Source organism: Campylobacter curvus, assembly GCF_013372125.1.
In the GTDB taxonomy this organism is placed as follows: domain Bacteria; phylum Campylobacterota; class Campylobacteria; order Campylobacterales; family Campylobacteraceae; genus Campylobacter_A; species Campylobacter_A curvus.
In genome coordinates this window covers 740,062-758,236 of sequence record NZ_CP053826.1, presented here as the reverse complement: position 1 = coordinate 758,236, position 18,175 = coordinate 740,062, and the positions used below count along the sequence as shown (strand labels likewise).

Annotated in this window: 19 protein-coding genes; 7 read left to right on the top strand and 12 right to left on the bottom strand. The window is 46.3% G+C overall.

Features of this window, described 5'->3' with window-relative positions; all coding sequences use genetic code 11:
* Nucleotides 1-2: 2 nt before the first annotated feature.
* The gene (locus CCVT_RS03685; RefSeq protein ID WP_009650149.1) at nucleotides 3-407 is read right to left on the bottom strand and encodes an RrF2 family transcriptional regulator; all 405 of its coding nucleotides are present in this window, start codon (nucleotides 405-407) and stop codon (nucleotides 3-5) included.
* A gap of 167 nt (nucleotides 408-574) precedes the next feature.
* Between CCVT_RS03685 and rpsO the strand changes: the two genes are divergently transcribed.
* Nucleotides 575-847: a 30S ribosomal protein S15 gene (rpsO, locus tag CCVT_RS03680; RefSeq protein ID WP_011992145.1), complete on the top strand. Its 273-nt coding sequence runs from the start codon at nucleotides 575-577 to the stop codon at nucleotides 845-847.
* A 317-nt stretch (nucleotides 848-1,164) separates the two neighbouring features.
* Nucleotides 1,165-3,444, top strand: coding sequence for a molybdopterin oxidoreductase family protein (locus tag CCVT_RS03675; protein ID WP_169765172.1), 2,280 nt, complete (start codon nucleotides 1,165-1,167; stop codon nucleotides 3,442-3,444).
* Nucleotides 3,445-3,645: 201 nt separating this feature from the next.
* On the opposite strand, the gene CCVT_RS03670 is transcribed toward CCVT_RS03675, so the two are convergent.
* From CCVT_RS03670 to CCVT_RS03620, 11 genes are all read right to left on the bottom strand, one after another.
* On the bottom strand, nucleotides 3,646-4,068 hold the full coding sequence (locus CCVT_RS03670) for a nuclear transport factor 2 family protein (protein ID WP_018136685.1): 423 nt from the start codon (nucleotides 4,066-4,068) through the stop codon (nucleotides 3,646-3,648).
* Nucleotides 4,069-4,237: 169 nt separating this feature from the next.
* Nucleotides 4,238-4,942, bottom strand: coding sequence for a carboxy-S-adenosyl-L-methionine synthase CmoA (gene cmoA, locus CCVT_RS03665; protein WP_018136686.1), 705 nt, complete (start codon nucleotides 4,940-4,942; stop codon nucleotides 4,238-4,240).
* Complete coding sequence (locus CCVT_RS03660; protein WP_018136687.1) at nucleotides 4,939-5,805, bottom strand: bifunctional riboflavin kinase/FAD synthetase; 867 nt, start codon at nucleotides 5,803-5,805, stop codon at nucleotides 4,939-4,941. The genes cmoA and CCVT_RS03660 overlap by 4 nt, the downstream gene beginning before the upstream one ends.
* Nucleotides 5,771-6,487, bottom strand: coding sequence for a 23S rRNA (cytidine-2'-O)-methyltransferase TlyA (tlyA, locus tag CCVT_RS03655; protein WP_018136688.1), 717 nt, complete (start codon nucleotides 6,485-6,487; stop codon nucleotides 5,771-5,773). Before tlyA ends, CCVT_RS03660 begins: the two co-directional genes overlap by 35 nt.
* Nucleotides 6,477-8,441: an NAD-dependent DNA ligase LigA gene (gene ligA / locus CCVT_RS03650; protein ID WP_018136689.1), complete on the bottom strand. Its 1,965-nt coding sequence runs from the start codon at nucleotides 8,439-8,441 to the stop codon at nucleotides 6,477-6,479. Before ligA ends, tlyA begins: the two co-directional genes overlap by 11 nt.
* Before the next feature lie 192 nt (nucleotides 8,442-8,633).
* The gene (locus CCVT_RS03645; protein WP_018136690.1) at nucleotides 8,634-9,941 is read right to left on the bottom strand and encodes a hypothetical protein; all 1,308 of its coding nucleotides are present in this window, start codon (nucleotides 9,939-9,941) and stop codon (nucleotides 8,634-8,636) included.
* Nucleotides 9,932-11,074 carry a dihydropteroate synthase gene (folP, locus tag CCVT_RS03640; protein WP_018136691.1) on the bottom strand — a complete coding sequence of 381 codons (1,143 nt, stop codon included), beginning with the start codon at nucleotides 11,072-11,074 and terminating at the stop codon, nucleotides 9,932-9,934. Before folP ends, CCVT_RS03645 begins: the two co-directional genes overlap by 10 nt.
* Nucleotides 11,071-11,691: a DNA polymerase III subunit delta' gene (locus CCVT_RS03635; protein ID WP_018136692.1), complete on the bottom strand. Its 621-nt coding sequence runs from the start codon at nucleotides 11,689-11,691 to the stop codon at nucleotides 11,071-11,073. The genes folP and CCVT_RS03635 overlap by 4 nt, the downstream gene beginning before the upstream one ends.
* Complete coding sequence (locus CCVT_RS03630) at nucleotides 11,692-12,234, bottom strand: HobA family DNA replication regulator (RefSeq protein ID WP_018136693.1); 543 nt, start codon at nucleotides 12,232-12,234, stop codon at nucleotides 11,692-11,694.
* Complete coding sequence (locus tag CCVT_RS03625; protein ID WP_018136694.1) at nucleotides 12,234-13,433, bottom strand: aspartate kinase; 1,200 nt, start codon at nucleotides 13,431-13,433, stop codon at nucleotides 12,234-12,236. Before CCVT_RS03625 ends, CCVT_RS03630 begins: the two co-directional genes overlap by 1 nt.
* Nucleotides 13,433-13,897: an RNA pyrophosphohydrolase gene (locus CCVT_RS03620; RefSeq protein ID WP_009650266.1), complete on the bottom strand. Its 465-nt coding sequence runs from the start codon at nucleotides 13,895-13,897 to the stop codon at nucleotides 13,433-13,435. The genes CCVT_RS03625 and CCVT_RS03620 overlap by 1 nt, the downstream gene beginning before the upstream one ends.
* A gap of 110 nt (nucleotides 13,898-14,007) precedes the next feature.
* Between CCVT_RS03620 and hemW the strand changes: the two genes are divergently transcribed.
* The 5 genes from hemW (at nucleotide 14,008) to CCVT_RS03595 (ending at nucleotide 18,139) form a co-directional block, all read left to right on the top strand.
* Nucleotides 14,008-15,054, top strand: coding sequence for a radical SAM family heme chaperone HemW (gene hemW / locus CCVT_RS03615; RefSeq protein ID WP_018136695.1), 1,047 nt, complete (start codon nucleotides 14,008-14,010; stop codon nucleotides 15,052-15,054).
* A gap of 65 nt (nucleotides 15,055-15,119) precedes the next feature.
* Nucleotides 15,120-15,548, top strand: coding sequence for a Sec-independent protein translocase protein TatB (gene tatB, locus CCVT_RS03610; RefSeq protein ID WP_009649969.1), 429 nt, complete (start codon nucleotides 15,120-15,122; stop codon nucleotides 15,546-15,548).
* Nucleotides 15,548-16,297: a twin-arginine translocase subunit TatC gene (gene tatC / locus CCVT_RS03605; protein ID WP_018136696.1), complete on the top strand. Its 750-nt coding sequence runs from the start codon at nucleotides 15,548-15,550 to the stop codon at nucleotides 16,295-16,297. Before tatB ends, tatC begins: the two co-directional genes overlap by 1 nt.
* Entirely contained in the window at nucleotides 16,284-17,315 is a 1,032-nt protein-coding gene (gene queA / locus CCVT_RS03600) for a tRNA preQ1(34) S-adenosylmethionine ribosyltransferase-isomerase QueA (RefSeq protein WP_018136697.1), read from the top strand. The genes tatC and queA overlap by 14 nt, the downstream gene beginning before the upstream one ends.
* Nucleotides 17,312-18,139, top strand: a complete 828-nt coding sequence (locus CCVT_RS03595; protein ID WP_018136698.1) for a hypothetical protein — start codon at nucleotides 17,312-17,314, stop codon at nucleotides 18,137-18,139. The genes queA and CCVT_RS03595 overlap by 4 nt, the downstream gene beginning before the upstream one ends.
* The last annotated feature ends 36 nt before the right edge of the window (nucleotides 18,140-18,175 follow it).

The window sequence follows — 18,175 nt, the reverse complement described above, 5'->3', positions numbered from 1 at the left end:
TTCTACTTCTTGATAATATCGCTTAATTTTATCGCGTCAAGCATCTCGTCGACTTTGTTTTGCAGTCCCGTAAACATCAGCCAGATTTGACAGCTCGAGGCCTTGGCGGACGGACAGCCATCAGCCGAAGTCGAGCACTCAAATACGCTGACTTCGCGCTTTTCGGCGCATTCTATTATGGTTTTTATGCTTATGTTTTGAGGATCGGCTTGCAGTGCGAAGCCGCCGTTTGCACCTTTGTAGGATTTTAAAATTTGCTCTTTGGCTAAATTTTGAAGGATCTTGGCCAAAAAACTCTTTGAAATTTTAAGCTCGTTTGAAATGGTATCGACATCTACCGGAGATGATTTTTGGGATATTAAAATAAGCGAAAGTAAAGCATACTCGCTTGCCTTTGTAAAAAGCACGCACTCTCCTTGTTTATCTTTTGATTAGCTGGCTATTTTATAAAATTTTTACTGCATTTTTGATTAATTTTTTAAAAAAGCCGAATTTTATCTTATTTTATATATTTTTATGTTTTCTATGCTATAATCGCCGTCTTAAATTTCAATTCACCAATCAGGAGGTCATCATGGCTTTGGATTCGGCTAAAAAAGCAGAAATCGTTGCGAAATTCGCTAGAAAAGAGGGAGATACAGGCTCTCCGGAGGTTCAGATCGCGCTTCTAACAGCACGTATAGCAGAACTCACCGAACACCTTAAGGTTTTCAAAAAAGACTTCTCTTCACGCCTTGGTCTTTTAAAATTAGTAGGTCAAAGAAAAAGACTTCTAAAATATCTCAAAAACAAAGACTACACTACATATTCTAAGCTCATCGTCGAGCTCGGCATAAGAGATAAATGATTTCAGGGGACTTGCTCCCCTATTTTATTTTAAAAATTTTATCTTCACTATTATAAAAATTTTAAATCAATATTTTTATCTTGCATAAGAAAACTCAACTACTTTAAATTTACAATGCCTAAATTCACAAAATTCGCAACATCACGAACCATACGCAAAATACCTGATATCGTGACGATAGATATATAATCTTAAATAATATTTAAATTAAATTATTATTTAAATAATTAAGAATTTTTAATAAAGATTTAAGACTACGTGAGCTAAGATTACACCATAAATCAATGTGCAAATTTTGCACATAGAAGGAGAAAAGAATGAAAGAGGGCAAAGTAATCTGTCCTTATTGCGGGACGGGTTGTCAAGTAACGTTGCACGTCGAAAACAACGTTATCAAGTATGCCACCGGTGTCGAAGATAACCCTATCAACCAGGGAAATCTTTGTCTAAAAGGCTTTTACGGCTGGGACTATGTAGGAGCTCCTGATAGACTTACCAAACCGATGATACGCAAGAAAAACGGCGTATTCAGTAAGGACGGAGATCTCGAAGAGGCTAGCTGGGACGAGGCGCTTGATCTAGTCGTTTCAAAAATGAAAGAGGTCAAAGAAAAATACGGCCCCGACGCATTAGTCGGAAACTACTCCGCACGCTGTACACTTGAGGACAACTACGTCGCTCAAAAGATCATGCGTGCAGTCATAGGAACAAACAACGTCGATCACTGTGCACGCATCTGACACGCTCCGACAGTAGCGGGACTCGCTAAAACAATCGGAAACGGAGCTGCTACAAATAGCTTTACAGAGATCGGACCATACAGCAACTGTATCCTAATGATCGGCTCAAACCCGGAAAACGGACACCCGATCGCAGCTATGCATATCCAAAGAGCACTAAACCGCGGTGCGAAACTCATCGTCATCGACCCGATAAAAACAGAATTTGCCAGTCGTGCAGACGTGCATTTGCAGCTTGCGCCTGAGCACAATATCGCTGTTATAAATTCGCTTCTTTACGTCATTTTTGATGAGGATTTAGTCAATTGGGACTTTGTAAACGAATGCACCACAGGTGTCGAATACGTTCGCGAAGCCGTCAAAGACTATTCGCCAGAAGCCGTCGCAAAATATACGAATTTAAATCCTGATGACATCAGGAAAGCCGCCAGGATGTATGCGACTATCCGCCCGGCAGTCATCACTCACGGTATGGGTGTAACACACTTCAATCACGGTGTTGGCGCGGTTTGCGATATTTCAAATTTATTCTTGCTTACAGGTAATATCTGCGAGCTAGGAAGCGGCGACCTACCGATACGCGGTCAAGAAAATGTCCAAGGCTGCTGCGATATGGGCGTGTTACCAAATATATTCTCAAATTTAGGCTCCGTGACAGACCCTAAACAAAGAGAGTGGTTTGAAAACGTATGGCACCTAGAGCCAGGCTCATTAAGCGGAAAAATCGGTATCCATAAAACAGAAGTACCCGACGCGATACTTGATGGCAGAGTGCATTTCTTCTGGACGATGGGCGAAAACCCGGTCATGACCGATCCAAATACCAACCACTTCCTAAAAGCGATCTCAAAGGTCGATATGTATGTCGTTCAAGACATCTTCTTGACTGAGACTTCGCTAAAAGCCGACGTCATCCTTCCGGGTGTGGCAAGTAGTGAAAAAGAAGGCACTTACGCTAACGCAGAGCGCCGCGTCCAACATAACGAAGCGGTCATCACACCTCCTGGCGATGCACGCCAAGACTGGTGGATCATCTGCGAGATAGCACGACGTTTGGGAGCTACCGAGGGCTTTAACTTCAACTCACCTGAGGAAATTTGGGAAGAACAACGCAAGTGCGACCCACGCAGATATGGCGGCATGAGCTATTATCGCCTCAAAAAATATCACGGACTTCACTGGCCATGCCCGGATGAAAACGATATGGGCGGTCAAAGCCTTTATCTTGATAAAAAATTCTTTACGCCTGACGGAAAGGGTAAATTTATCCCTTGCCTTCACGTTGGTAGCGTAGCCGAGATCGAGCCGGCACAAAAAGAATTTGCAAAACGTGTAAATTTACCTGAAGGTTGGGAAGTCATGGCAGGAAGCGTGGACGAGCCGACAGACGATGTCTATCCGATACAGCTTCTCACCACTCGTAAGGTCTATCAATACGCAGGCGGCGTAATGACAAGACGTTCAAAAGCTATCGAAGAGGGTGGCGACAGCATAGGACCTATCGCTGAGATGAACCCAAGCCTAGCCGAGAGATACGGCATCAAGCAAGGCGACTTCATCAAAGCATGGAGCAGATACGGCTACATAGTCGTAAAAGCCGATGTTACCGACATCGTGCCAGACGGCGTGATACAAATGTCATATCACTACTGGGAGAGCTGCTGCAACGAGCTAACCAGCAACGGCTGGGACTTCATCAGTAAGACACCGACATTTAAAGCCGCGATCCAGATAGAAAAAATAGACGAGGCGGAATTTTTACGTGTGCGTGAGCTAAAACGTATCAAATTCCAAACTTCAAAGGTCATTTACGACGACTTCCATCATCACGATGCGGCCGCAGCCGTAAACGAATAAAATTTGCCAGCCCACCTCGGGCTGGCTTTTTAAATTTAGGCAAATCAAATCCAAATAACCTGTCATAATGAGACCGCGTCTATTCGCAGTTACTAGTGCATAGCACGAAGCAAAAAATCGTGCCGTAGATTTGCGAAGCCTTTTAAAAATTTTCGACACTTTTTAAAATATAGCCGAATTTAATAAACAAACATACAAATTTTAAGAATTTTTCACTAAAGACCCGGCTATCTGCATACAACCCTTAAATCCCCAATATATCCTGTGATAAACGATCAAGCGTCCCTTTAGCTCCATAAGCTCTAAAATATCGATCTGCTCGCCGTCAGGAGTCTGTCTAGGATACTCCCAAACGAGGAGGCTCCCGTCAGTTAGGAATTTGCCGTTTCGATACCATTTGACGAGCTCGTTTGGCCGCTTTTTCGTCCCAGCCTCTAAAAATCGTCTTATCTCGGCTTTGCCGCGTAAAATTCCATCTTTTTTATCATCTAGTATGGCCATGACTAGCGGGCTTTCAAATACCGCGTCCTGGCTATAAAGCTCCAAAAGTGCATCCACGTCCCTACTTTTTGCTCTTTCGTGCCACTGCTCGTAGATAAATTTAGCATTTTCATACTCTTGCATTTTGATCCTTTCTTGTTAGTCCACTCGCTCCCGCAAAGACACCACCCACGTCCGCACCGGGTCACTCTTGAGGTAAATAAAATTTACGAAACGTTTGTTTAAGATACCGACGCTTCGTTAAAACAGAGCCAAATTTTATAAATCAGCACTCTATAAAAAGCTCAAATTTTCACTTAAATGCCAAAAACGTCATAAAATTCCCCCATTTAAACACGCTCTCCACGCGCTTAAATCCCGCGCCCAAGGCAAGCGTGCGGTTTTCCTCCTCGGTATAAGGGATGAGCACGTTTTCCAGCGCCTCTCTTTTTTGCGCGATCTCGTAGCGCGAGTAGCCTTGTTTTTCCTTGTAGCTTTCATAGATTTCGATCATATTTTTGGCAAATTTCTTGTCCTCATAGATGATCTTTTCGCTAAAGACGAAAACTCCGCCCTCGTTTAGTCCGTCGTATATGCTCTTTACCAGCTGCGCACGCTTTGGCGGGCGGATAAACTGAAGCGTATAGTTCATCATCACGGCATCCATTTGGCATATTTGGCTCTCAAGTGCGTCGCCGACGCTAAATTTTATCCTGGCCCCATACGCCTTTGCCTTTTTACGGGCGTTTTCTATCATCGCGCTCGAGCTATCCACGCCCTCTAGTACGAGGTCGCTTCTTAGCTGATTTAGCAAAAGCAGACTCGTAGCAGTCGAGCAGCCCAGATCGATCACGCGAGCTTTAGCAGGTAAAATTTTAGCCAAAATTTCACTCACAAGCTTGCCGCTGACGTCATAAAACGGCACGCTACGCCCTATCATATCGTCAAACACGCTGACCACGAAGTCGTCAAATTCAAACTGCTTTTTTATCGGCTCTTTAAAAATTTCATCTTTCATTTGCAAGGTCCTTCGTTGCCGTATAGCTCGCAAACCCCCACCATCGTGCGAGCCTCTTTGATATCAAGCTCGATCCTGGCTTTAAGCTCGTTTAAATTTTCAAATTTCATATTATCGCGAAGCCGCTTTATGAAGCAAACGGCGACATGCGACGCACTAACGTCTATCTCGTCTAAAACGTGCGTCTCGACGCTGAATTTACCGTCCGTGCTGACGCGGTTGCCTATGAAGGTGACCGAGCCGTAGGTCGCGTAGCCTATGCGCGTGCGTGTGGCATAGACGCCGCTTTTTGGCAAAAGGTAGCTTTTTACATCTAAATTTAGCGTCGGCACGAGCTCTTTTGAGCCAAGCCCCTGCCCGCTTATCACGTCGCCTTCTATCGAGTATTCGCGCCCGATGAGACGGTTAGCGCCGCTGACGTCGCCTTGTTTGATGAGCTCTCTGATAGCCGAGCTATGCACGCCCATGCAGTTGAAGCAGACCTCATCGACTACGACCACTTCGCCGTCAAAGAGGCGCTTTAGATCGTGCTTGTCCCACGCTCTGTTTCGTCCGAAACGAAAATCATACCCAACGACGATCTTTTTTAAATTTTTAAAATCCCGCTTCAAAAGCGCGATGAATTCCTCACCGCTAAGCCCCTTTATGCTCTCGAAATCATAAAAAAAGCAAGGATAGTTCGAGTACTCGGCGCGTTTTAGTCCCGGGGTGATGTTGGCCTTATTTTTGTCGATGACGACCAGTCCGCCGTATTCGCCCAGCTGCTTTAAAAGCTGCCTGTGTCCACGATGAACGCCGTCAAAATGCCCGATCGCAACGGCGGTTATGTTATCTTTTGTTAAAAGCGTAGAAAAATTCGGCATTGCCTTCCTTTCCTTTGATCTCGCACTCTTTGCAGGCTATCTGCACCAGCTCTTTTTGCGCGGCGGCCAGCTCAAATTTACGTCTGGCTAGAGCCACTGCCGCTTTATCGGTCACGACGCCTTTTTTGTTGCGTTTAGCCTCTTTGCCGACCTCAAACTGCGGCTTAAACAGCACGATGATAAGCGCGCCGCTCTTTGCGTTTTTGCAGATCGAATCTAAAATTTCGATGACCGAGATGAACGCCACGTCGCAGGTGATGAGCTCAAAGCCCGCCGTGGCGATAAACTCCCTGATGTCCGTGTTTTCATAAATTTTGACTCGCGCATCGTTTCGCAGTTTCGCATCTAGCTGATCACTGCCCACGTCGACGCCAACGACGCTGTTTGCGCCATTTTGCAACAAAATCTGCATGAAGCCACCGGTGCTTGAGCCGATGTCAAGCGCATCTTTGCCTGAAATTTTAAAATTTTGCCCGTCTAAAAAGCTCTTTAGCTTCATAGCTCCTCGCCCGACGTAAATCTCATCAAGCAGCGCGACATCGTGGCTGTGGCTCTCGTCACATTCAAGGCTTGGCTTATCGCAAATTTTAGAATTTAGCATAATCTTGCCGGCTTTTATGAGCTCGGCGGCCTTATTTCTACTGATGTTTAGCGCATTTGCAGCGTAAATGTCAAATCTCAAGCTTTAGCCTCTCAAACTCGCCCTCGTCAATCACGCGAACGCCAAGCTCCACGGCTTTTTGCAGCTTACTCCCGGCGTCGCTTCCTGCCAGCACAAAGTCCGTTTTTTTAGAGACCGAGCCTGCTACCTTTGCGCCGTAGCCCTCAAGCTCGGCTTTGATCTCGTCTCTTGGTCGGCTTAGCGTGCCCGTTATCACGACGCTTTTGCCACTAAAGGCGTTTTGCGTGATCTGTTTACGCTCAAAGCTCGGACGAACGATGCTTTGCAGGGCCAAAATTTCATCTTTATTGACCTCTATAAAATCCATCAAACTATTTGCCATCTCCTCGCCAAAACCCTCTAAATTTTTCACCTCGTCAAAGTCGGCCTCCAGCCAGCCCTCGCCGAAATTTTGCGCGATCTTTTTAGCCGCCACCTCGCCGATATGCTCGCAGCCAAGCCCGGTGATGAAGCGCGCTAGACTCGCGCCCTTGCTCGCCTCTATCGCGTCAAGCAGGTTTTGCGCCTTTTTGTCTTTAAAGCCTTCAAGCGCCATCAGATCCTCAAATTTTAGTGAATATATATCGATGACGCGAGATATCAGCCCCTTTTCATAGAGTAAATTTATGATCGCCTCGCCCAGCCCGTCGATGTTTAGGCATTTTTTGGAGGCGTAATGTATGATCGAGTTTATCACGCGAGCGCGGCAGTTTAAATTTTGACACTTGATGAAAACGCCCTCGTCAAGCAGATGCGAGCCGCACTCAGGACAAAATTTTGGCCTTATTATGGGCGTTTGCGTGCCGTCTCTGCGCTCTTTAAAGACGCTTGTTATCTTTGGTATCACGTCTCCTGAACGGATGATGCTTATAAGATCGTTTTTCATCACGCCAAGGCGCTCGATCTCGTCAAAGTTATGCAAAGTGGCTGATTTCACGCGCGCTCCGTCGATGACGACCTCATCAAGTACGCCAACAGGCGTCACGACGCCGCTTCTGCCTACCTGAAGTGCCACGTCAAGCAGCCTAGTGGTTTTTTCGATCGCGGGGAATTTAAACGCGACCATGAATTTTGGGAATTTTACCGTGTAGCCCAGCTCCTCGCAGTGCGCCAGATCGTCCACGCGGATCACCATGCCGTCCATCATCACGTCCTTTTCGTCGCGCTGTTTAAGAAGCTCGTTATAAGCGTCCGCCAGGCCGTCGGCATCCAAAATTTTAAAAAAATCATCTCTATAAAAGCCAAGATCACGCACGAATTTCATCACTTCGCTATGTTTAGCAAGCCCTAAATTTTGCTCACCCACGCCCCAAGGGATGAAAAGTAGCTTTCTTTTGGCTGTCACGGCGCTATCTAGCTGTCGTAAGCTGCCTGCAGCCGCGTTTCTAGGGTTTGAGAGCAGGGTCTCGCCGTTTCGTGCGCGCTCCTCATTTATCGCGTCGAAATCCGCCTTTTTTATGACGACCTCGCCGCGGATCTCGATACGGCCATCGTAGGCGATGTTTAGCGGGATAGACTTTATCACGCGAGCGTTTTGCGTGACCTCCTCGCCCGTGACGCCGTCTCCGCGCGTGATGGCTCTTACTAGCACGCCGTTTTCATAGAGTAAATTTAGGCTCGCTCCGTCAAATTTCGGCTCGGCTACAAAGCTTAAATTTTGCTTCTCACCGCGTTTTAGCCACGCGCCAAGCTCGTGTTCGCTAAAAATATCCTCCATGCTCCACATCTGCTTGATGTGCCTAGCCTTGCTAAAGCCCTCGCTGACGCCTCCGCCTATCCTAGTAGTCGGCGAAAATAGCGATTTTTGGGCGGGATTTGCCTGCTCGTAGGCCAAGACTTCGTGATAAAGCGCGTCGTACTCCTCGTCGCTGGCGATCGGCGCGTCAAGGTCGTAATAGGCCTTCGCCCACGCATTTAGCGTAGCCACCGCATTTTCATAGCTCTCTTTTGAATCGATTCGCATAAAATTTTCCATTTTCTATCCTGTTTGATTACGACATAAAATAGCGATGCGTTGCTAAATGTCGGTTTAAAATCGTTTTCTTTTACTCTTAGGTGCTGTTTGCATCAGTCGTTTGCGTTCGCTTGCTTAATCTGTCGCAGATCGCTACGCTCTTCATTTTTCAGGCTTGCGTTTGGCACTGCTCATGTCAAGCACGGCAAGCTCTTAAGTACATTGCATAAAAAATGCACTCGTCTTGCTCTCGTCACACCAAAACACACAGCAGATTCCGCCGCTTCCAAAGAGCATCTCGCCACCATCCGTGCAGCCAAGCTCTGAGTCAAGCTGCATCAAAAACCGCATTTTCTTACCGCTGACCGGACATGTCGGCACATCGGCACTTTGTATCCAGCAAGGCTCACCGCCTATGCGAAAGAGATTTTCTCTGCCGTTTGCCATGCCCCAGTCTTGCTTTTGCCACCTTTTTGGCGTAACTGCGAGCGAGACTTCGCACGGGGCTATTGGTTTGTCTACGGCGCAACTTATCCGTGCTCTCTCGCCGATGAGGTGCGGGTAGCCTTGCTCGTCGTGGCGGTAAAAGCACAAGCCACCTTTGTTTATTTGATTTAGATGCGCGCCCAGCGTCAGGCTCCTTAGTCCCGTGACGCCAAGCCCCGCCGGTAGTCCCTCAAAGGTGATGATGTGGCAAAGCGGGTCATTCTCGTCATCTTCTAGCACGCCGCCAAATTTATATCGCTTGTTGCCAGCGGGTAAATTCCACGTGGGATGCAGGTCTTTTCGCAGCCAGATAGGGCGCTGGGCGGTAAAATAGCCTTTTGGAAAGATGATGTGAGACACGCTGTTTGAGTAGTAGCTTTTGATCTTGCCGCACTCAAGCATAAAGCCAAAGTCTTGCAGATACCACGCTAGATACTCTGCTGCGCCGTCCTTTTTCTCAAAAATATCGTTCGCAAGCGCGTATTCGTAGGCAAATTTAACATTTCGCTCATCGCCCGTGGCGACTAGACACTCAAAGAGCTTGCCTGTGTCCGCACCCCCAAAGACCAGCATATCGCGGTAAATTTGCGCGTTCTCAAAGCTTAAATTTCGCCACGGATAGTTCTCGTAGTATGTGCCCTCGTTTGGTTTTAGCTTGTAAATTTGCTCCAAATACGGGTGCAGCAGCCACTCGCACTCAAGGCTGGCTTTTGCGATGACCTCCTCGGCGTTTTCGTTAAATTTATACTGCCTTTTTTGAGCGTTTGCCGAGTCGAATTCCACCTGCAAAATTTCCACTGCCGTTTTTATGAGTGAGGCAAAATCCTCTAAATTTAGATAACTCAAAGCGTCGTTGAATATAGTCGCGCTACTTGGAATTCGTCGCAAAAATTCGTCGCAAAATGCGTAAATTTTGGCTTCGTCCTTCACAAGCTCGTAAAATTTGTCATAAAGATTTGGCGATCTAAAGCCGTCTTTTTGAAATTCGTCGATAAAACCGCGAACCTCTTGGCAGATTTTATCGCTCACTTCCATAAATTTACCTCGTTCATCGCATTTTGTAGCGCAAACATCTGCGCATGCTCCGCCACGTCGTGCGTCCTGATGATCGCCGCGCCGTTTTCGTGAGCCTTTAGATGTAGATAAAGGCTACCCGGCAGTCGCTGGCTCACCTCGCTTGGGCTGTAAAAATTTATCACGGACTTCCTGCTCGCGCCTACCAAAAGCGGATAGCCAAAGTGCAAGAAATGCCCCAAATGCTTGATAAGTAGCAAATTTTGCTCTGCCGTCTTTCCAAAGCCGATACCAACATCAAGCACGAGCTTTTTAGCCCCAAGCTCGCTCGCCCTTACGATCTTGCTCGCAAAAAAATCGTCCATCTCGCCCAGCAGATCCTCATAATGCGGTGCTAACTGCATCGTTTTAGGATCGTTTTGCATATGCATCATGCAAAATTCCGCGTCATAGCGTGCCGCTAAGGAGGCTAAATTTACATTTGCCGTGATGTCATTTATCATCGCAAAGCCGTGATCTAGCGCATATTCTAGGCAGTACTCATCAAAGCTATCGAGGCTAAATTTCGTCTTTTCGTGTAAATTAAGGCGGTAAATTTCAGCCACGACGCGCTCTATGCGCCTAAACTCCTCCTCGCGGCCGCAATACTCGCTGCCTGGTCTGGAGCTCACTCCGCCGATGTCGATGTAGCAAGCCCCCTCCTCTATCATCGCCTCGATCCTTGATACGGCGTTTTTAGCATCTACGCGACTTGCGGCATTGAAGCTATCTTCGTTGATGTTTAGGACGCCCATTATCTGCGCCTCGCGCGGTTTTTTGAAATTTCGGTTTAAAAAATCAGCCAAATTTTTCAAGCCAAAATCCTGCATCTTTTCTTTTTTGCTTAAAATTTCAAACTGCGCGTCTGTGCCCATCAAAAGCGCGCTGCTTCGCTCCTCGCGCCCAAATATCGTATCTTTGTTCGTAACCAGCTCGGCCCCCGCACTTAGCGCGTCTTGCTTTAGGATATTTGCCGCAGGCGAGCCGATGTCATCTATAAAGATAAAATTTATGTGAGATTTTTTAGACATCAGCTTCAGCCCGCCAACGCTTGGGGCTATGCGCTTACAAATGGCGTTAAAGTCCGAATTTTCGTTTATCCTATAAAATTTCAAGAGCGTCCTTTTTCAAAAATAGTGAGTAAAAGCGGGGTCAAAAGAGAGTGAGACTTTGAGTTTAGGTCGGCCAGGCGCACGAGATCGTAAAAGTATCCAAGCTCGTCCGCGCTAAATTTATAGCCCGCCTCGCAGGCTTTTAAGACTATCGCGGCGATGAGCTCTTTTAGCTCGTTTTTACCGAGTTTATCGGCGCGCTCGCTCTCTATGCACTCGTCTATGAAATTTGAAATTTCTTTGAGGCTTAGGCTTTTTAGGTTTAAATTCACGCTCATACGAGCGGTTTTGGTGAGTCTGTTTTCCAGCACCAGACGCGATCTGATGGTCGCAAGCAGTAGGTTTTTGCTATTTGCCGCGATCAAAAACTGCACGTTTCTTGGCGGCTCTTCGATGATTTTAAGAAGCGCGTTTTGGGCCTCGATGCGGTAGCTTTTAGCCATTATAACGAGCAGCTTTTCGTTGACCTCCGCGATATAGGCCTCCGCTACCACCTCGCGAGCATTTTCTATCATAAACTCGTCATATATAAAAAATCTCAAATTTTTGACGCCAAATTCGGCTTCAAGCTCTTTTTTTAATGTCTCAAAATCGTTTGTGATGACGATTTTACTATACATCTATAAGATGACCTTAGCAAACAAGACCGCGTCTATGCTCTTGTCAAAGAGCTTAAATAGCGTCAGCAACTTGACGTCTAAATTTTCATCGCCGGAATTTAGCGTGAAGCTGTTTTGAGCCTGCTCGTCAAAGAGCCACATATAGCTGCTCTCGGCTGATTTTGCTATCGCGGCGCGCTTGTCTATGCTCTTGCCGATATAAAAATAGACATATCCGTTTGGAAATGCGAGACTCAGCATATCTTGAAGCAGTAAAATTTGCTCTTTGGAGTTTATCTCATCAAGCGCGGGATATAGCGCTCTTAGACTGACGAAAGGCAACAGCGGGCGAGCGTTTGAGGCGCGGTTTATCTTTTTTAGCAAATAGCTCTCAAACCACGAGCGCTCGTCATCGGTTATGACTATAAAGGTGCGACCCTCAAGCAAAAATTTAAGCCTAGAAGCAAGCAGGGGCGTCCACTCTACGCGGCACTCCTCCATCCAGCTCATCAGCGATTTTTCCTCTCTGATCGCCTCAAGCGTCCATTTTATGAAGTCCTGCATTATTTGTCTAGCTTATAGGCTTCATGAAGTACGCGAACGGCCAGCTCGCCATATTTTTGATCGACTACCATCGAAATTTTTATCTCGCTAGTCGAGATCATTTGGATATTTATCCCCTCTTTAGCCAGCGTCTCAAACGCAAGACACGCTACGCCGCTGTGGCTTTTCATGCCTACGCCAACGACTGATACCTTCACTATCGCATCGTCATACTCCACGTTTCTGGCCGCAGAGAGCTTTTGCATAGTCTCTTTTGCGAGCTCCAGCTCGTTTTGAGGCACTGTAAAGCCTAAATTTGTCGTGCCGTCGTGCCCTACGTTTTGTATTATCATATCTACGTTTATGTTTTTCTTTGCAAGAGCGGTGAAAATTTCAGCCGCGATGCCCGGCTTATCGACTACGCCTCTTAGCGTTACTCTTGCTTGATTTTTATCCAGCGCTATGCCGCTTACCAAAACTGCTTCCATATCCTCTTCCTTTACTATGAGTGTGCCTTCGTTGTGATTGAAACTACTTCTAGTTACAAGCTTTACGTTTAGTTTTTTTGCCAGCTCTACCGAGCGATTTTGCAAGACTTTAGCCCCTGCGCTTGCCAGCTCGAGCATCTCGTCGTAGCTTACTTTTTCAAGCTTTTTGGCTCTTTTTTCTATCCGCGGATCTGTCGTATAAACGCCGTCTACATCGGTGAAAATTTCACATAGATCAGCGTTTAGAGCCCCGGCTATCGCGACTGCGCTAAGATCACTACCGCCTCGTCCAAGCGTCGTTATATCGCCGTGAGCGTCTATGCCCTGAAAGCCGGCTACCACGACGATCCTGTCCGCTTTTAGCTCCTTTTTCATACGCGTCGTGTCTATGGCTTCGATGCGAGCTTTAGTATGCACGTCATCAGTCGCTATGCCGGCCATCGCACCCGTAAGAGCCACACAAGGATAGCCTTTTGCATTTAGAGCTATCGTAAGAAGCGCCGTAGTCACCTGCTCACCCGAGCTTAGCAGCATATCTGTAGCCACCGGGTCCGGGTGCTTGCCAAAATACTCAGAATACTCCACGAGCTGGTTCGTCACGCCGCTCATCGCAGAGACGACCACGACGATATCGGCGCCGCTATTTTTAGTCTCGATGACACGCTGCGCTACCGCATCTATGCGCTCGAGTGTTCCCACGCTAGTTCCGCCAAATTTTTGAACGATCAGCATTAGAAAAATCCTTTCTCTTTAAAATAACTTAAAACCTTAACGTAAATCGGCTTTTTGAAGTGATTTATCCCGTCAAGCACGTTTTTGACATCCACGAATTTATAGTCGTCAAATTCAGGGTGCTTCGTCTTTAAATTTATCCTCGCATCGGCATCTAGGCGCACTAAAAAATACTTTTGCGTCTGCCCGTCGAAAGGATACATCTTTTTAGCCGCACCGCTTGGAAAATCATAGCTGAGCCACTGCGGATACTCGTCCAGCACTTTCACTTTGCCCGTGCCTATCTCTTCTTCAAGCTCCCTTAATAGCGCCTCTTTAGGGCTCTCGCCCTCGTCTATGCCGCCTTGAGGAAACTGCCAAACATCGCTGAGATCCACTCTGCGCGCGACGAAAATTTCGCATTTGAAGGGATACGAGCTTGCAAGGATAACAGCTGCAACATTTGGCCTATATTTTTTTTGCACCTTCGCCCGCCTATCTAAATAAAAATTTTGCTGATTTTAGCCTAAAAGACTTTATATTCGGCTTTAAATTTATTTTGGCTACAATGTCAAAAACATAAAAAAGAGAAAATTTGCTGCTTTATATCCACATCCCTTTTTGCGAGAGCAAATGCCCTTACTGCGCTTTTGGCTCGGTCACAAACGCTCAAGCGCTCACGGGCGGATATTTTGACGCGCTTTTGGCGGATCTGAAATTTCAAATAGATAAATTTAAAATTTTAAAATTTAGCAGCGTTTTTATAGGCGGAGGCACGCCAAGTGCGGTGAATGCGAAATTCTACAAGAAAATTTTCGCTGAAATTTCGCCCTTTTGTAACGATAAAACAGAGATAACCAGCGAGGCAAATCCAAATTCCGCGAATTTAAGATGGCTCAAAGAGATGCGAAATTTAGGCGTAAATCGCATCAGCTTCGGAGCACAAAGCTTCTTTGACGATAAGCTTGAGCTACTTGGCAGAGCGCACAACTGCACGCAAATCTACAAAGCTGTGCAAAATGCCAAAAACGCGGGCTTTAAAAATATAAACATAGACCTCATCTACGCTACGAAGCTTGATAACAAAAAGCGTCTGGCGCAAGAGGCACTCGCTTTAAAAAATTTAGGCGTCACGCATGCCAGCGCTTATTCGCTCACGCTTGAGGAAAATACGCCCTTTGAGCGTAAATTCGAGCTTAGAAACGATAGCGCCGCGCTGGCTAAATTTATGATGAAGCAAATAGAAAATATAGGATTAAAGCAGTATGAGGTTTCAAATTTCGGAAAGCCTTGTAAGCACAATCTAGGCTACTGGCAAGGCAAAGAGTATATCGGCGCGGGGGCATACTCCGTGGGTTTTATGAGAGGTGCAAGATACTACGCGCAAAAAGATTTGGCCCGCTACATCGCCTCACCGACGTATCGCGAGATAGAGATCTTAAACGATGACGAGCTAAGGATGGAGCATGTATTTTTGGGCGCTAGAAGCTGCGTAGGCATAGATGAGCGCAGGCTGATGCCGCAACAAAGGCAAAGGGCTGAAATTTTAAAGAGATCGCGCAAACTGAAATTTGAGCGCGGTAGGTATTTCGTCAAAAATTTCCTCCTTGCCGACGAGATCGCTTTGTTTATAAACGGTTAAATTTATTAAATTTTGAGCAAAGTAAAGTTAAAATAGCGAGCTTAATATAAATTTAGGGACAAAAAATGTTTGGTATGAGTTTCTCGGAGATACTGATAATCGCCGTCGTCGCGATATTGGTCCTAGGTCCTGACAAGCTACCTGAAGCGATGGTGCAGATAGCAAAATTTTTTAAAATGTTTAAAAAGGGCATAAACGACGCCAAATCGACCTTCGATCAAGAGATGAAGATCGCCGAGCTAAAAGAGGATGCCAGAAAATACAAAGAAAGCATCACGCAAACGACTCAAAGCGTGCGTAAAAAGCTTACCTTTGAGGAGCTAGACGAGCTCAAAAAGGGAGTGAATGAAGTCACCGGCGGGCTAAATGACGCCGTTAGCGACATAAAAAAAAGCGTCGATACGATCAAAAATCCTACAAATGCCATAAAAGACGCGGTGCTGGGCGAAAATGCCGATGAAAATTCAGATACCAAACCACAAAAAGAGGCGTGATGTTTGAAGAGTTGAAACCACATCTGGTAGAGCTTAGAAAGAGGCTTGCGATCAGCATTTTTGCCGTCATTGTCTGCTTTGGTCTGTGCTTTTTGTTTTGGAACCCTTTGCTCGCATGGATGACCGCTCCGCTGAAACAAGCCTTACCGGCGGGCTCAAATATCGTATTTACACAGGTGCAAGAGCCGTTTTTTACCGCGATGAAGGTCGCGTTTTTCGCAGGCTTGATACTGGCTTTGCCCGTGATATTTTGGCAGTTTTGGCTATTTGTCGCGCCGGGACTTTACGAGAACGAAAAAAAATACGTCATCCCCTTTGTCATCTCGGCTACGTTTATGTTTATCTGCGGGGCTGCATTTTGCTACTATGTGGTCGTGCCGCTTGGTTTTCAATTTCTCATAAATTTTGGCGGACAGCTCTTTACGGCGATGCCGAGCATAGGTGAATACGTCGGCTTTTTCACTAAAATTTTGATCGCGTTTGGCATATCTTTCGAGCTTCCGGTCATCACCTTTTTTCTAGCAAAGATCGGGCTCGTCGATGATTTGATACTTAAAAAATACTTCAGATACGCCGTGGTCGTCATATTTACGTTTTCAGCCATCGTGACGCCTCCTGACGTGCTCAGCCAGTTTTTGATGGCTGTGCCGCTACTGGGACTTTACGGACTTTCTATCCTCATCGCCAAATCCGCCAGCCAAAAAGACGAGGACGAGAGCGAGCCTGACGCACAAGATGCAGACAAATAAAGACATAAACGACATCTCAAGCTACGACTACGACCTGCCTAAAGAGCTGATAGCCAACGAGCCCGTGCTGCCTAAAGAGCAGGCGCGACTGCTCGTGTATTTTCGCCAAACTGGCAAGATAGAGCATCTAAAATTTAAAGACTTATGCGAGCTCATCCCCAAGGATACTGCGGTCGTTTTTAACGATACGAAGGTCATAAAAGCGCGTGTTTTAGGCCATAAGCAAAGTGGCGGTGCCTGTGAAGTGATGCTAAACCAGCCTCTTGGCGATGCGAAATTCAGCTGCTACGTCAAAGGACGTGTGAGCGCGGGCAAAATTTTAGAATTTGCAGATGGCGTGAGTGCTGAAATTTTAGAGCTAAACAGCGACGGTACCAGGATAGTGAAATTTAGCAAAAATGGCGTGCCATTAGACACTGCGATGCTTTTTAAAGAGCTTGAAAAGATCGGACACGTCCCGCTTCCGCCATACATAAAAAGAGCCGACAAAAAAGAGGACGAGAGCTGGTATCAAAGTATTTTCGCCGCTAATAGCGGTGCAGTCGCGGCTCCTACTGCGAGCCTACACTTTAGCGAGGATATGCTTAAACGTATAAAGGCAAAGCACGAGAGTGCGTATCTGACGCTTCACGTGGGTGCTGGGACATTTAAGGGTGTCGAGTGCGAGGATATCAGGAGCCACGTCATGCACTCGGAATTTTACGAGATCCCGCAAGATACGCAAGAGCTGATAAACAGCGATAAGAAAATTTTAGGCGTCGGAACGACGGTGACTAGGTGCGTGGAGGAGTTTGCAAGGAGTAAAAACGCGAGCGGCTTTTGCAAGCTGTTTTTAAATTTAAACAACCCTCCGATCCGCCAAAACTACCTACTGACGAATTTTCATCTGCCAAAATCGACGCTCATCATGCTAGTTACTAGCTTCATAGGCCTTGATGAGACGATGCGGATCTACAAAACGGCGATAGAGGAGAGATATCGCTTTTACTCCTACGGCGACGGGATGCTGGTGCTATGAGACGCCAAAATATCGACTTTTTAGAACTCATGAATTTCTTTTTGGACGCGATCTATAAAGACGCCAAAGAAAGCTCGAATGCCGTCATCTTCGACTACGATCCGTCCTATCCTCGCAGATACGATATAGACGCGACAAACACTATAAAAGCTATCGAAAATTTGACCAAAATTTTCTTATATTCGCAAACCAAAGCCAAAATTTTGATCGGATTTAAGCTTGTTAATTACAGCAGCTCGCAGATACATTTCAACGTGACTATCAGGTGCGACAAAACTCCGAGCCAAACAGACGAGCGACTCTTAAATAAGGCCAAAGAGTGCGCACTGGCGGCCGAGGCCAGCATCGAGATTCCAAAAGGCAATGAATTTTTACTACAAATCAAAGCTACACTGGCGGGAAATTTCAGAGGCAAAAACAGCCTCGAGCTTCAAAACGAGGTAATCAAAAAATATAGCGCCGTCATCGCATACGAGAACGAGGCGGGCTTTCACATCCTCTCAAATCAGCTAAAATTCGTAGGCATAAACGTGAGATCCACAAGCGACTACCAAAGCCTAAAAAGACACGTCACAGACGCTATTTTTAAGCCGGATATCGTCTTTATCAGCAAGGCTTTTTTAAACGACGAGGCGGAATTCGAGGAGCTTTTGAAATTTAAAAAGCTTAAAAATTTTTGCATCGTCGCGATATGCGAGGATGATGAAAATTTCGATAAAAACGCAGGCGAAGTCATCATTTTAAGACAGCCATACACCTACGACGTGCTAAGGGCGGTACTTGATATGTGCTACGCCGTGAAGCTGGGCGCGAAACGCAGATAGCGGCTCTTCTTGACGATCAAACCGATCTTTGATAAA